General features: G+C 41.8%; 15 protein-coding genes and 1 other annotated feature (1 of these 16 running past the window's edge). Of the genes, 8 read left to right on the forward strand and 7 right to left on the reverse strand.

All coding sequences use genetic code 11. The annotated features are described in order from the left end of the window. The first annotated feature begins 55 nt into the window (after nucleotides 1-55). The gene (locus tag ACFFRD_RS08235; protein WP_392481118.1) at nucleotides 56-784 is read left to right on the forward strand and encodes a DUF1877 family protein; all 729 of its coding nucleotides are present in this window, start codon (nucleotides 56-58) and stop codon (nucleotides 782-784) included. A 177-nt stretch (nucleotides 785-961) separates the two neighbouring features. Here the strand turns inward: ACFFRD_RS08235 and ACFFRD_RS08240 are convergent, their stop codons facing one another. Then, nucleotides 962-1597: a transaldolase family protein gene (locus tag ACFFRD_RS08240; protein ID WP_392481119.1), complete on the reverse strand. Its 636-nt coding sequence runs from the start codon at nucleotides 1595-1597 to the stop codon at nucleotides 962-964. 245 nt (nucleotides 1598-1842) lie between these two features. On the opposite strand from ACFFRD_RS08240, the gene ACFFRD_RS08245 reads away from it, so the two are divergent. From ACFFRD_RS08245 to ACFFRD_RS08260, 4 genes are all read left to right on the forward strand, one after another. Further along, on the forward strand, nucleotides 1843-2109 hold the full coding sequence (locus ACFFRD_RS08245) for a hypothetical protein (RefSeq protein WP_392481120.1): 267 nt from the start codon (nucleotides 1843-1845) through the stop codon (nucleotides 2107-2109). Nucleotides 2110-2118: 9 nt separating this feature from the next. Beyond that, nucleotides 2119-2562, forward strand: a complete 444-nt coding sequence (locus ACFFRD_RS08250; protein ID WP_392481121.1) for a hypothetical protein — start codon at nucleotides 2119-2121, stop codon at nucleotides 2560-2562. An 88-nt stretch (nucleotides 2563-2650) separates the two neighbouring features. After that, nucleotides 2651-5176, forward strand: coding sequence for a sigma 54-interacting transcriptional regulator (locus ACFFRD_RS08255; RefSeq protein ID WP_392481122.1), 2526 nt, complete (start codon nucleotides 2651-2653; stop codon nucleotides 5174-5176). A gap of 370 nt (nucleotides 5177-5546) precedes the next feature. After that, nucleotides 5547-5885 carry a hypothetical protein gene (locus tag ACFFRD_RS08260; protein WP_392481123.1) on the forward strand — a complete coding sequence of 113 codons (339 nt, stop codon included), beginning with the start codon at nucleotides 5547-5549 and terminating at the stop codon, nucleotides 5883-5885. 165 nt (nucleotides 5886-6050) lie between these two features. Here the strand turns inward: ACFFRD_RS08260 and ACFFRD_RS08265 are convergent, their stop codons facing one another. Both ACFFRD_RS08265 and ACFFRD_RS08270 read right to left on the reverse strand, forming a co-directional pair. After that, nucleotides 6051-6908, reverse strand: coding sequence for an Rpn family recombination-promoting nuclease/putative transposase (locus tag ACFFRD_RS08265; protein ID WP_392481124.1), 858 nt, complete (start codon nucleotides 6906-6908; stop codon nucleotides 6051-6053). A gap of 335 nt (nucleotides 6909-7243) precedes the next feature. Then, on the reverse strand, nucleotides 7244-7735 hold the full coding sequence (locus ACFFRD_RS08270) for a hypothetical protein (protein ID WP_392481125.1): 492 nt from the start codon (nucleotides 7733-7735) through the stop codon (nucleotides 7244-7246). Nucleotides 7736-7948: 213 nt separating this feature from the next. Between ACFFRD_RS08270 and ACFFRD_RS08275 the strand changes: the two genes are divergently transcribed. Next, entirely contained in the window at nucleotides 7949-8116 is a 168-nt protein-coding gene (locus ACFFRD_RS08275; RefSeq protein ID WP_392481126.1) for a hypothetical protein, read from the forward strand. A 28-nt stretch (nucleotides 8117-8144) separates the two neighbouring features. Here ACFFRD_RS08275 and thrS read toward each other — a convergent pair whose 3' ends face one another. Both thrS and ACFFRD_RS08285 read right to left on the reverse strand, forming a co-directional pair. Beyond that, entirely contained in the window at nucleotides 8145-9980 is a 1836-nt protein-coding gene (thrS, locus tag ACFFRD_RS08280) for a threonine--tRNA ligase (RefSeq protein ID WP_114081428.1), read from the reverse strand. A gap of 368 nt (nucleotides 9981-10348) precedes the next feature. Next, nucleotides 10349-10495 (reverse strand): hypothetical protein, encoded by a 147-nt coding sequence (locus ACFFRD_RS08285; protein WP_194143299.1) that lies wholly within the window; start codon nucleotides 10493-10495, stop codon nucleotides 10349-10351. A 236-nt stretch (nucleotides 10496-10731) separates the two neighbouring features. Between ACFFRD_RS08285 and ACFFRD_RS08290 the strand changes: the two genes are divergently transcribed. Together ACFFRD_RS08290 and ACFFRD_RS08295 are read left to right on the forward strand one after the other, a co-directional pair. Then, nucleotides 10732-11049, forward strand: coding sequence for a DUF2605 domain-containing protein (locus ACFFRD_RS08290; protein ID WP_012412097.1), 318 nt, complete (start codon nucleotides 10732-10734; stop codon nucleotides 11047-11049). Nucleotides 11050-11349: 300 nt separating this feature from the next. Continuing rightward, nucleotides 11350-11679 (forward strand): DUF2973 domain-containing protein, encoded by a 330-nt coding sequence (locus ACFFRD_RS08295; RefSeq protein ID WP_114081429.1) that lies wholly within the window; start codon nucleotides 11350-11352, stop codon nucleotides 11677-11679. A 255-nt stretch (nucleotides 11680-11934) separates the two neighbouring features. Here the strand turns inward: ACFFRD_RS08295 and rplL are convergent, their stop codons facing one another. Beyond that, a complete protein-coding gene (rplL, locus tag ACFFRD_RS08300) occupies nucleotides 11935-12327 on the reverse strand; it encodes a 50S ribosomal protein L7/L12 (RefSeq protein WP_012412095.1) in 393 nt (130 codons plus the stop codon). 93 nt (nucleotides 12328-12420) lie between these two features. Further along, entirely contained in the window at nucleotides 12421-13035 is a 615-nt protein-coding gene (gene rplJ, locus ACFFRD_RS08305; RefSeq protein ID WP_392481127.1) for a 50S ribosomal protein L10, read from the reverse strand. 65 nt (nucleotides 13036-13100) lie between these two features. Beyond that, nucleotides 13101-13225: a sequence feature (ribosomal protein L10 leader region), on the reverse strand; it runs 45 nt beyond the window's last position.

A 13225-nucleotide genomic window follows, 5' to 3' on the forward strand; every position in this document is an offset into this window, starting at 1 on the left:
AAACTGTAGCTATACTTCGAGGATAATAACTGTTAAGTGCTGCAACAAAAGCTTTATGGGAATTATAGGTGAGATTAAGCAGATTTCGACATCGACACTTGAATTATTTAGAGAAGATCCACTTCTTGTTGGGGCATTTTGTGATGCTCGATGGTTGCCAGAATCTAAAGAAGTGAGAGCGCGGTTTGGTAAATTCCCTAAAAGGCAGGGTTTAAGTAGGTTTATTCCTAGAAATCGCCAACAGTGGAAAAAGAATTATGATTGGCAAGCACTAGAACAACAGTTTCTCGCAGAATGGGAAAATCCCGAACTAGATTTACACAAATGTTGGTCGGAACTGACATTTCTATTAGCTGGTTATGTTCCAGGCTATTATGCTACATCTCAAGGTAAAATTCCAGAATTGATCGTAGATAAAGGATATAAAAAAGATTTTTTATCATTTACAGTGATAGAAAATTCTGCGTGGGATGGTATGCCTTTGGTTAATGCCTTCGGTGCTGGTACAGAAATCGGTGATAAAAATCAAACGGGTTATGGCCCTATCAGGTATCTATCGCCAGGTGATGAAGTTGGGCAAATTCTTAATGGGTTATTAGAACTTTCACAAGAGGGGTTCCAGAATCGTTTCATCCGAGAATCACAGAAATCAGAACCAATACCCTGGATTGATTGGTCTGAAGAAGAAATGTTGGATTCGATGACAGATTACTACAACGAAATTGTTGATTACTACCAGAGTGCTGTCAGGCAGCAGAACGCTCTCTTACTTTACCTAACATAACTTTTGTAATACTTTAGTAATCAATTGCTACGACTAAAAAATACAGCAGCGACAATAATTAAACCTAAAAGCACTAGAGGAACCCAGAGATTAGGGATATCTGACAAACTCATATTTAATTACGAATTACGTTAGCGCAGCGTTAGCGAGTATTCGAGCGTCATTACGAATTACGAATTATTTTAAACCAATGCCTCCTTTAGCGAATTCTTCAACCGTTTTCTGTGAAAATTCATGAGTTGCGATCGCTTGCAACATTGCCAATGGTAAAGTCAAATGATTCGCCCCAGCTTGCAATGAGGCTGCTGCTTCTTCGGGAGATTTGATACTAGCTGCCAAGATTTCAGTATCACTGCCTTTGAGGACGCTAGCCATATCTCGCACCAAGGCAATACCGTCACCTAACAACCGCGTAGCTCGATTTACATAAGCTATGGCAATTTTAGCTCCTGCTTCCCGTGCTACTGCTGCTTGTGCTGCACTGTAAATTGCTGTCACTGAACAGGTAATTTCTGGTGATAGACTCGCTACCACTTCAAAACCTAACGGTGTTGCGGGAATCTTCAAAATTGTTTGTGAACCAATAATCTCGAAAGCTTTTCTACCTTCAGCTAGCATCCCAGCTTTATCAGATGCCACAAGTTGATAGTATAACGGGCCAGAAGTCAAGGCAACCAAATTTTTGAGCGTGGTTTCTGGTGGAGTATCGCTTTGAGACAACAGCGTGGGATTTGTGGTAATGCCTTTCACCCATCCCCAAAGCTTAACAACTTCGGCTTCAGATGCGATCGCTGAGTCTAGATATAGTGCCATAATTTTCCTGAATCGATTGTTAAAATTAATTTACCAGATGTGCAACTTAGACTTTCTTACGTACCAAAATATTCTGCACTATTTCCTAGCCCTTGGCATACTATTGATTCAGACTGCCATCAGGAGGTAGTTCAGGAGTAGAATATTTTCCGAATCTATATCCCGAAGATATTCCTAGTTATATTCGACGTAATGAACTTTTCTTTGATGGCAAGAAGTGGAGATATAAAACACCTCACAAAAAAGTGTTTACACCTAATGGAGAGTATAATTTTGTAGTACAGAGAGGCCAGATATATATAGCAAGGCAAAAATTTAGTTTGGGAAGTCATATTGATATTGCAAGAGGTAACAACGTTGACTTTGCAGGTCAAATTCGCTTTGGTCATAATAAAAATAATAAAGGTCAAATTAAATATTGGAATAATGTTTCTGGTCACTACAAACCATCAGCTAATTCAGCAGGTAACGCTGGTTTGCCATTAAACCTTTTCATACCTTATGGATTTTGACAATAACTTATGAATGCTCGTGTTCAACAATTAATACAGATTAGTACTTATAGATCCTTAACTTCTCAGGAGGAAAAGGTAATTTTAGATTATCTGAAATCAATACCGGAAGTTGCAGTATATGAAATTATCAAGAGCATGGTTGAACAAAAAAGCCTGGTTACTATTGTAATTGCAAAGAAGGTCTTGCATAAAAAACATTATGTTACAAAAATGTTTAGCTATGGAGTTTTAGAATCCAATGCTCAATCTATTAAATTATGGTTAGATTTTGCAATTCCTAAACTGGGATTTAAGTCAGTAGTAAAATTAATTGAAGATTTAAATAATGATATTAATAGGTTGATCGAGAAAGCAGTCTACTGGCTTCCTCTGTTTATCTCTGAGAATGAAAATAGGTCTTGGAACTTACTGGAGAAATTAAGGGAAAAGGTAAAGTGTAGTCCAATCTGAACTTCGTTCTAAATTATGAATTCTTTAACCAGCTTTCAAGGGATAATTAATCCTTGTTATACATAACAGCCTACACGGAGAACTTAAGATGACATCTCCAGAAACGGTTATATGGCTACAAGAACGCACCAGTTTAGGAATTCTCTCTGATGAAGTGTTAAATGCGATCGCACAAGTAATTGAAGAACAAGTTGTACCAGCCGAAACTGACTTGGTTAGTGAAGGCAATTCTCCAGAAGCCCTTTATATTCTTGTAGAAGGTCAGCTCGAAAGCAATAGCACCAATCAAAGCAACCCAGCCTTAGCTTGTGGATTCCTTCCCGGAGCAGTGATTGAACTCAAAGAATTGCTGCTGGAAGAATTAACTCCATTCACAATTACTACAGTAACTGAATGTCATTTGTGGGTTGTACCTGCTGATAAATTTCGGGCGTTAGTCACCCAGTACCCCGAAATTGCTCAGGCTTTTTCGCGTCAATTGGCTCAAGAATTAGCTCAGGCAACATCTGCACTTGGCTATGAACAAGAACGTTCTGTAGCTTTGCGGCCATATTTAGTTACCAAAGCCCAACGAGGTATTGTCGGTACAAGTCGATATGCTGTGAGGTTGCGGGAGCAAATTCGAGAAGCGGCTGCTGACCGCAAATCAGTGGATATTTTCGGAGAACCAGGGCTAGAAAAAGACAATATAGCAGCTCTCATCCACTTTGGTTCTCCAAAACGGCGAGAACCAATCATTAAAGTAAATTGCGGTATTCTGCAAACGAGCGGCGCAGACTTATTTGGTCGCGCTGGCGGTAAATCAGGACTGTTGGAATGGTTGGGGGAAGGTACTCTAGTTCTCAACAACATCCAAGAATTGCCCGAAGAATTATTGCCTCCCGTGACGCAGTTACTCAAAACTGGCACATATACCCCCGTGGCTCGTTCTGGAGAACCAGCACCGGAACCTCGCCCCAGTAAAGCCAGAATTCTGATTGTTTCAGAAAAAACTCAGCCGACAATTGAACGCTGTATTGGCCACATTATTAAAGTACCACCGCTAAGGGTGCGAAAAGCTGATATTCAGGCGCAGGTCGAATATTATACTAGTCTCTACATTCGCTCTAGAGGCGTTCCGAAACCGCATATTACCCCAGAAGCTTTACGTCGCCTCCAGTCTTATGATTTTCCTGGGAACCTCAAGGAACTGAAAAATCTGGTTGAAAGAGCGATCGTGCAAGCTGAGGGTACTGATGAATTAACAGAAGAAATTTTCTGGCCAGCTGAAACGAAGAAAAAACGATTTCGAGTAAATCTGTTAAATGCCTATCCTAGTTTGCGGCGGTTTTTGCGTAGTCCTTGGTGGCCCGATCGCATTAACTATGGTTTTACTGCAACGGTTTTTGCAATCATCGTTGCGGTGTTATTTATTGGGCCACAAACCCGCGATCGCAATTTCGTATTAAATCTATTTTGGGCTTGGTGGTGGCCTTTCTTCTTATTTCTCTTTCCCTTTTTGGGACGCATCTGGTGTTCTGTTTGTCCCTTCATGATTTACGGCGAAATTACCCAAAAGTTATCTCTCTGGCTATGGCCTCGACAACTCAAACGCTGGCCGAGACAGCAAGCTGAGAAGTGGGGCGGATGGTTCATGTTTGGTTTATTCACCCTAATTTTCTTATGGGAAGAACTCTGGCATTTAGAAAATACTGCTTACCTCAGCGCTTGTTTGCTGCTGTTAATTACCGCCGGGGCGATGATTTTCTCTGCCATTTTTGAGCGGCGGTTTTGGTGTCGTTATCTTTGCCCCATTGGTGGGATGAATGGTTTATTTGCCAAACTCTCAATGACGGAACTCCGCGCCCAGCAAGGAATATGTTCTGCCAGTTGCACTACCTATCAGTGCTATAAAGGTGGGCCGCAAAAGGGTGAAGGAATGGAAACGAATGGATGTCCTTTATACTCCCACCCCGCGCAGTTAGAAGATAACCGAGATTGCGTATTGTGCATGACTTGCCTGAAAGCCTGTCCCCATCGTTCCGTTGAATTCAACTTGCGTCCCCCTGGAATTGAATTGTGGACAACTCATGTACCCCGCACTTATGAAGTAGCGTTATTGTTTTTGCTGTTGGGTGGGATATATCTGCATCGCTTGCCAGAATTGCAATCTTGGTTGGGTTTACAACTGGATTTAACTCAGTTTTGGCAGCACTTCGGATTATCGCTGCTAGTGTTAATTATCCCAGCGATCTTTACCTTTGGGGTTTATCGTTTGCTGAAATTGTTGAACTTTAACCGAAAGCCAAAATCATTTGTAGAACTTGCTTATGGCTATTTACCATTGGTGTTGGGCGGAAACTTGGCTCACTATTTGCGTTTGGGCTTAGGCGAAGGTGGACGGATTTTACCTGTTACCTTTGCTACTCTTGGTTTGGGCGGAGAACAATTGCCAATATTGGTTGCTCACCCGGCTGTGATTGCCTTTTTGCAAGGTGCAACGATAATTTTCTCAGTGTTGATGACTATGTTATTAACTCAAAAAATTGCCAAGCAACCAGTGAAATCCCTCCTTGGACAACATTTAGCAGCGATCGCTTTGGCAGCTAGTTTATGGGCAATTATCGTGTTCTAGCAATGTCTCCTTTGTATGCTATTCCACTCTCAATACTTTTCGGTTAAACCCAATAATCTCTCTTTTGGTCTGGGGAAAGGTTAAAGGGTAATGGGTAAAGGGAAATTCAAACCTTTTCCCTTTACCCTTTCCCCCAAAACCCGAAAAGTATTGATTCCACTCTGATCTTACTCCCCTTCCCTACAAGGGAAGGGGCTGGGGGTTAGGTCTGTATTATGACTAGAAAACGACTATATTTCACCAAGAAATCTCTACATCACTTAGACTAGGTGCAAAAAGTGAGTTAAAAACATTCTTCTTCCCTACGAACGTGATAGAAAATACTTATATGATTTATGATTTTTGATTCATAGTGTAAGGATTACAGATAATGCATGTTCTAAAAAGATCCATCAAACCAGCACCTTATATATCATTCCTCCACATCTACCAAACTACTTGGGGGACAGCTGGTGATATTTGTTTAATCCGTGAATCGATTGCTGAAGAAAGTACAGCGAAGTTTATCGGTCACAAAGTCCAACTAGTAGTTCCAAAAGGGTTGGAGCGCGATCGCATCGCCAACTGTCCAATAATTAAAGTTGCAGGTAATGTCGGCGACGGACATCCTAAAGAACACCCGTTGGAATGGGAAGCTTATGAAGGTGTAAGTGAAGAAATAGCTTTAGGGGCTCTCAAACCTTGGGGCTTCAAGTTAATTGAACTCTAATGTAGCGATTTGATTAGCTCAACTCGCTTTCGTTCTTCTGAAACTATTTTTTCCCTTAACGCTATCAGACATTGGCTCAAATGGAAAGATTCATCTAATAGACGTAGGAGTGAAATTAATTATGCGTTGCCCGAAATCCTTGTAGGCATAATTCATAAATTGTGCTTACGTCATTTTCACTCCTACGTCTAATGTACCAAACCAGGTTTCTAAATCCGCGATCGCCTGAAAATCCAACAATGCTTCACCGAGATTTTCTAATTGTTCTAAAGAGAGAGTTTCAATACGGTCAAGCACCTCTTGGGGTAATTCTCCCACCCGTCGAGTAAGCAGACGGAGAATCAGCAATTGCCCTTCTGCCTTTCGTCCTTCTTCGCGTCCTCGTTGTTCCCCTTCAGCGAGAATTTCTTGATAAATCACTGACTCGCGCATCATACCCTCCCGAAATAATTGTCGAATCAAATCTTGATTGTATTTTAACCCCGCTAAGATTTGGGTGTAAGCAGAAATTTCTGGTCGTTGTCTTGGTTCAAGTTGGCTAACTTTTCCCACAACTTGTTGCAACAAAGCTTCGGGTTGCGTGGTTGCGGCCAGTGGTGCTAATGGTAACAAAGCTGGATCGTTGAGGAATAGTTCGGGATTTTCTTCCCATAAGCGAATCACGCGATATTCGTGACGGGTAGTTTCCACACAGAAGACAGTTTCAATTACTGTTTCTGGTGAAGGGGGAAGCAATAATACGACAACTTGCGTTATTGGTAGACGATACAAACGATACAAGCGCACCCAATAATCTAGCATCCGCAAGGGTAGGGGTGGCGTAGATTCTAGTTTGGTTTGAAATTCCAGATGGAGAATGCGTCCTTGTAATTGTAAAAATGTGACATAATCAGCGCGAATTGGTTCAATGCTCAATTCGGTTTTGAGGACTTTGACGGAAGTTTGGGGTGTACCTAATACCCAACTGGCAAAGGTAGCAGGATGTTTTTCGGACAGGAGTTTGCAGAGGTTATCAAAGGACATTAACGATCGCTAACAAGTGAACGAGGTATTTGAACTCCATTAATGAGTTTTTGAACTGGATGAATCCACCTCTCAACTCCGTTAATGAGTCTTGGTTGAGGGTAAATTTTTGATTTAATAAAAATCTGACTTTTCACATCATCATATAGAAAAGCTAACGCTAAACCTAAACCCTGAGCAAGCTTTCTTACTAGGGAATGGAAGCGAGGTTTTTTAGGTAAGAGTGAAAAGTCAGATATGGCAATGAGTGGAAAAAGAGATCGTGTCTGTCCTACCGCCAAGTAGAATCAATGCTCAGTTCACTTGGAAGTAAGCTTAATAGATAGGCACAGGGATTAATAACGACCCCAGTTGCGATCGCGCTCATAGCGAAAGTTATTATCACGAATGTTACGAAGGTTATTGTCGCGGTCATATCGGCGATCGTTATCGCGGTTAAAGCGGCGATCATTATCGCGATTAAAGCGGCGATCGTTATCACGGTTAAAACGGCGATCGTTATCGCGGTCAAAGCGGCGATCATTATCGCGGTCATATCGGCGATCGTTATCGCGGTCATATCGGCGGTTATAGCGGCGATCGTTGTTGCGGTCATAACGGCGATCGTTGTCACGAATGTTGCGAAGGTCGTTCTGGCGGTCATAATCACCATTTCTGTAGTGACGACTATGACGTTCGTAGTTACCATCATTGTTGTCTCGATAGCCGTAGCTATCAGACTCAGTAACATAAGACGCTGGTGTATTAGCCTCAGCTTTTGGAGAAATAGCCAAAGCTGATGCAGATGCTATCAAGCCAGCCAGCAAAATAGAGGTAAAGCGGTTCATAATGTTAGTCAAAAATTATTGACATTAATTTATGCAAGTCTAGTCTGTTTAGGAAGAGCAGATTCCACAAGTCTTTAAATCTATGCTATCAGTCTTGAATAAATCAGAAAGTTTTCTTGGGTGCGGTGATTGAGAAAACTTTTGTTGTCTGTAATACTTTTTGAACTTCCAAATCCCATGAAAAGTTAAAATTAAAATGAGTATTTGAACTGGATGAATCCACCTTTTATCTCCGTCAACGAGTATTTGAACCGGATGAATCCACCTCTGAACTCCGTTAACTTAGGGTTTCAGCCTACAAGTAGAACGCGATCGCACCCTACCAAAACCTACCAGCTAGCTAATGCTCCAATCCACAAAAAAAACGCACACCAATTATAATTAGTGTGCGTCTGCGGTTAAATTTTATTTAGAAATTCTCGAACTTAGCGATCGCATCCTTCATCTTATCCACCACCTCATCAACAGCGATAACTCCCAATTCCCCAGAGGCGCGGGTACGGATACTCAAGGTGTTGGTTTCCACTTCCTTCGCTCCAACCACAGCCATCACGGGTATTTTTTCTTTCTCTGCATTGCGAATTTGTTTACCCAAGCGATCGCCACTGGTATCAACTTCTGCACGGATGCCCAAGGCTCTCATCTTCGCCACCACATCTTTAGCAAAGTCTAGCTGTGTATCACCCACGGGTAGTAATCTAGCTTGCACTGGCGCTAACCACAAAGGAAAATCGCCCGCATATTCTTCAATTAAGATCCCAATCAACCTTTCAAGTGAACCAAAAGGCGCACGGTGAATCATCACTGGACGTTTGCGAACCCCATCTTCAGCGACGTATTCTAACTCAAAGCGTTCTGGCAAATTGTAATCTACCTGCACAGTTCCTAATTGCCACTCCCGATCTAGGGCATCACTAAAGATAAAGTCAAGTTTGGGGCCATAAAATGCGGCTTCTCCAATACCTTCAAAGTGTTCCATCCCCAAGGTTTCAACTGCCCGGCGAATTGCACCTTCGGCTTTGTCCCAAACTTCATCAGAACCAATATACTTATCGCTAGCAGGATCGCGGAAACTGAGTCTAGCTTTAAAGTTCTTCAGTTGCAGCTTATTGAACACCGACAAAATCAAATCCACCACGCTGAGGAATTCGCTATCTAGCTGTTCTGGAGTAACGAACAGGTGAGAATCATCTACAGTAAAACCGCGCACCCGTGTTAAACCGCCCAGTTCTCCTGATTGTTCGTAGCGGTAAACAGTACCAAATTCCGCCAGGCGCATCGGTAGTTCCCGATAAGAGCGTAACTCACTCTTATATATTTGGATATGGAAGGGGCAGTTCATTGGCTTCATAACGAAGCCCTGTTCCTGTGCAGCAGCTTCTTGATCATCTGCCATTAAGGGGAACATATCTTCTTTATATTTCTGCCAATGTCCAGAGGTTTTAAATAAATCTACTCTGGCAATGTGAGGTGTTACTACAGATAAGTAACCCCGTTTTAATTGTTCTTGCTTGAGGAAGTCTTCTAAGGTACTCCGCAACAAAGTACCCTTTGGTGTCCACAAAGGTAAACCCGGCCCTACTAAATCAGAGAATATAAATAATCCCAGTTCTTTGCCAAGTTTCCGATGATCTCGGCGTAGTGCTTCTTCTTTACGCCGCTTATATTCAGCCAGTTGTTCTGGACTTTCCCAAGCGGTGGCGTAGATGCGCTGTAATTGGGCTTTAGTTTCATCCCCACGCCAATAAGCGCCCGCAACACTTTCTAATTCAATTGCTTTCGGGTTTAATTCACTGATATTTTCCAGATGAGGCCCCGCGCACAAATCCCACCATTCATTCCCCAGGTGGTAAATGGTGATTGGTTCCTGTTTGATATCTCCCAGAATTTCTAGCTTATAAGGTTCGTTAATTTCCTGAATCCGGCGTGCGGCTTCTTCGCGGCTGACTTCTTCCCGAATTACTGGCAATTTGCGATTGATAATCTTCGCCATCTCTTTTTTGATGGCTTTGAGATCATTTTCGCTAAATGGTTCTGGACTATCGAAGTCATAGTAAAAACCGTTTTCTATCCAAGGGCCGATTGTAACTTGCGCCTTGGGAAACAGCTTTTGTACCGCCATTGCCATTACATGGGAAGCAGTGTGACGAATCTTTTTTAAGTTCTCCGATTCGCTGGTACGTGGTAAATAGATTTTTTCAACTTGTTCTGACTGTTGTGATTGATTTGATGAATTTGGCGACATTGGCTGCTGAACCGTTGGCGAAGTGATTACAAAAGGTGATTTATCTGAATCTGTAGGCTTACTCAACTATAGCGACTTTGGTTTTTGCCAGTTCAGCTTTATCTTCCAACTACCGAATTAATTTTCGTCAGGGATAAAGTTGAAGAAGAATTCAGAATTCTGAATTCTGAATCAAGACGCTCGCGGACTCGCTAACGCTACGCTATCAGTGGGGGATTCAGACTCGCCACTGATGAAGACCACTAAATCTTCGATTTAGTCGGGGTCTTAAACCCCTTGATTCAGACGCTCGCAGACTCGCTCTAAGCGAAGCCATGCCGTTGGCGCAGCCTCTCGTAGAGAAGGCTTTACGCTGCGCTATCCGCCAGTCACACAAAATTCATTCTGTTAGCGGAAGCGGGGCGTTTAGCCCATTCTGGCTCCTGACTCCTGAATTCTGTTTCGATAAATTTTTGATCGGGTAGCTGAGTATTAAATTCAGGATTCCAGGCGTAGGCGTAGCCCGTCGTAGACATCGCTAAATTATCTTATGAATTGCAACTCGGTGTCAGCTACTCCCCCATTCGAATATATACGGTCTCTCCAAAGGAACTGTACAGACCTATTAGCAAGACTATATAATAAAATCTGTAGTATTTGTTACATTTTTTTACATTTACCGAAATTATTAGATTATAATAAATAAAAAGAATATTAAGAAACGTAAATAACGTTAATATTAGTAAGAAAGTTGGAAAAATCCTTCTTATTTATGTCAGACTCAAATTTACCAGGGACTGAGTTGCTGAAAACGGTTTTAGAACCACTGCTAGAAGATTTTCAGCATTGGTTTACGCGATCGCGCCATTTACTCGAAACTGAGCAGCTATCATTTATGAGTGACCAAGAACAATCTGATTTGCTCTTACGTGTTAAACAAGCGCAAGAAGAACTAAGTACAGCTAAAATGCTATTTGCTGCTACCGATAAACAAGTCGGGATTGATATGGCAACGTTAATGCCTTGGCATCAATTAGTAACAGAATGCTGGAATGTTGCAATGCGCTTTCGTCAAGAGCGTGAAGTCTAAATAGATGGGAGCATCTGTTAAATTTCCGCAGACTATTTAGCTAATGTCTAACGACAAGATGCTAAACCAGTCATCAAAGAGATAGTAGAAAAAGCTTAACAATTTCTTAACATTATTTGGATTAACAAGATAATGTATCCTATGCTACCGTAAGTGAAATAACGGTTGACAAATAGCTTCATATAAATGTAATAGCACCAAAGTGCGTCAAATAGTCATCTTAACTGTGAGTCACAGTGTCGGCGAAACAAAGCGTTACAAAATAAAGTTTTAAAAATTGTTGTTCTGGAGGAAAATCTAATGTTACACCTGCTTTACATTCTTGCTTTTACAATCCTTGCATTTATGGCTGTTGGCAACTTAATTCGTAACCTGATCATGTTCAGTTTTGATCGCGAGCGAACTTACCCAACGAATTCCTCACCAATGAATAATCAAGGTAAATACGGTTATTATTCATCAAAAAAACAGTTTGTACCCCATCCAGAGTTATTAGATAGTGCAGGTAACTTAATTAAAGAACCGCTTTTGGTAATGCGTTCGATTAACGTTGAAGATGCGCGTCAACATCTAGATGCACTTTACGAAGCATCCCCAGGACGTAAGAGTGAAAATTCAGAAGAAGTATAAAATTTAGGGCTTAGGAGTTTGGGTGTAAATTATGATTGTTTTACATCCTTAACCCTTCTTTGAATAGAAATTTATTACCATCCTTGAATGTGAAGCGCGATCGCATCAATCGCTTGCTAAGTTAACATTTTTTTGTCCACTTGGCAGATTTTTAACAATTTTTCGTTTACAATTCTGACTCCTGAATTCTGTCTCGATAAAAAAAGGAGCCTGACTCAGACTCCCTTAATGTAAAAATTGCTAATAGAATTGTGACTACTTGATAGTCACCTTACCGCCAGCTTCTTCGATGCGCTTCTTAGCATCTTCAGCAGCATCCTTAGCAATGCCTTCCTTAACTGCCTTGGGAGCAGCTTCTACTAAGTCTTTTGCTTCTTTCAGACCCAAACCGGTCAATTCCCGGACAATCTTCAGCACAGCAATCTTCTTATCAGCTGGGACTGAATCGAGAATCACTTCAAACTCGGTTTGCTCAACAGCTTCTTCAGCCGGAGCCGCACCACCAGGGCCAGCCATCATCATCATACCGCCAACAGGTGCAGCAGCACTTACGCCAAAAGCTTCTTCAATTTGCTTGACTAGCTCAGAAGCTTCCAGCAAAGAAAGGGTTTTTAGTTGTTCTAAAATTTGATCGGTTGCAGCAGACATTGATATAACTCCTGTAATTTTGATTATTTATTTGTCAGGGGTCATTAGTCTTTAACTATAGACTTTTGACTCTTGACTGATGAACCACAAAGTTTATTCAGCAGCAGGTTCAGTACTGCTATTATCTTCAGTAGCGGTTTGGGCGCTGCTATCTTGTACAGCAGCAGTTTCGGTGCTACCACCACTTTGTTCTTGGTCGGCCACAGCCTTCAAAGCACGAGCCAGTGAACCAGGAACTTCGTTGATACCCACAGCAATCTTGGTAGCCAAGGCGTTGATAGCCCCAGCAATTTGCGCGATGAGTTGTTCCTTAGATGGCAAGTCTCCCAGTACCTTGACATCAGGTTCTTTGAGTAGGCGACCTTCCAGGACACCACCACGAAGTTCTGTTTTCTTGGTAACTTTTTGGAATTCTTGGTATGCCTTAATTGCCGATGAAAAATCATCTTTTACTAGCAAAAAGGCGGAAGAACCATTGAGCAATTCCGATAAAGGCTGCCATTTCTCATCACCTTCAATGGCAATGCCCATCAGGGTATTCTTCGTCACCTTACAAACAGTGCCACTAGGACGTAGCCGCCGCCGTAAGTCTGTGATTTCCGAAACTGTTAGCCCCTGATAGTCAATTACCAGTGCCAGAGTTGACTCACTCAAAGTTTCTTTGAGGTCAGCTACTATTTCTTTTTTATTTTCTAGTGTTCTACCCATTCCAATCTCACCTCCTTAAAATAATCGGGGAAGTGCCCTACTTGTATGTTTCTTTTAAACCTGAAAACCCAAACAACAAACCCCGGCTAGTATTAGCCGGGGTTGAGTATTAAGACTCGTGATGCCATAGTTATCACGCCTTTAGGGGTGGTAATTTTGACAATTAGAGTTTTAACCTCGGCAGGGTATT

Source organism: Nostoc sp. C110 (assembly GCF_043099725.1).
In the GTDB taxonomy this organism is placed as follows: domain Bacteria; phylum Cyanobacteriota; class Cyanobacteriia; order Cyanobacteriales; family Nostocaceae; genus Nostoc; species Nostoc muscorum_A.

Coding starts and splice junctions, on each gene's coding strand:
- ACFFRD_RS08235 (WP_392481118.1), top strand. CDS start 56: ATGGGAATTATAGGTGAGATTAAGCAGATTTCGACATCGACACTTGAA.
- ACFFRD_RS08240 (WP_392481119.1), bottom strand. CDS start 1,597: ATGGCACTATATCTAGACTCAGCGATCGCATCTGAAGCCGAAGTTGTT.
- ACFFRD_RS08250 (WP_392481121.1), top strand. CDS start 2,119: ATGAATGCTCGTGTTCAACAATTAATACAGATTAGTACTTATAGATCC.
- ACFFRD_RS08255 (WP_392481122.1), top strand. CDS start 2,651: ATGACATCTCCAGAAACGGTTATATGGCTACAAGAACGCACCAGTTTA.
- ACFFRD_RS08260 (WP_392481123.1), top strand. CDS start 5,547: ATGCATGTTCTAAAAAGATCCATCAAACCAGCACCTTATATATCATTC.
- ACFFRD_RS08265 (WP_392481124.1), bottom strand. CDS start 6,908: ATGTCCTTTGATAACCTCTGCAAACTCCTGTCCGAAAAACATCCTGCT.
- ACFFRD_RS08270 (WP_392481125.1), bottom strand. CDS start 7,735: ATGAACCGCTTTACCTCTATTTTGCTGGCTGGCTTGATAGCATCTGCA.
- ACFFRD_RS08275 (WP_392481126.1), top strand. CDS start 7,949: ATGAATCCACCTTTTATCTCCGTCAACGAGTATTTGAACCGGATGAAT.
- thrS (WP_114081428.1), bottom strand. CDS start 9,980: ATGTCGCCAAATTCATCAAATCAATCACAACAGTCAGAACAAGTTGAA.
- ACFFRD_RS08285 (WP_194143299.1), bottom strand. CDS start 10,495: ATGTCTACGACGGGCTACGCCTACGCCTGGAATCCTGAATTTAATACT.
- ACFFRD_RS08290 (WP_012412097.1), top strand. CDS start 10,732: ATGTCAGACTCAAATTTACCAGGGACTGAGTTGCTGAAAACGGTTTTA.
- ACFFRD_RS08295 (WP_114081429.1), top strand. CDS start 11,350: ATGTTACACCTGCTTTACATTCTTGCTTTTACAATCCTTGCATTTATG.
- rplL (WP_012412095.1), bottom strand. CDS start 12,327: ATGTCTGCTGCAACCGATCAAATTTTAGAACAACTAAAAACCCTTTCT.
- rplJ (WP_392481127.1), bottom strand. CDS start 13,035: ATGGGTAGAACACTAGAAAATAAAAAAGAAATAGTAGCTGACCTCAAA.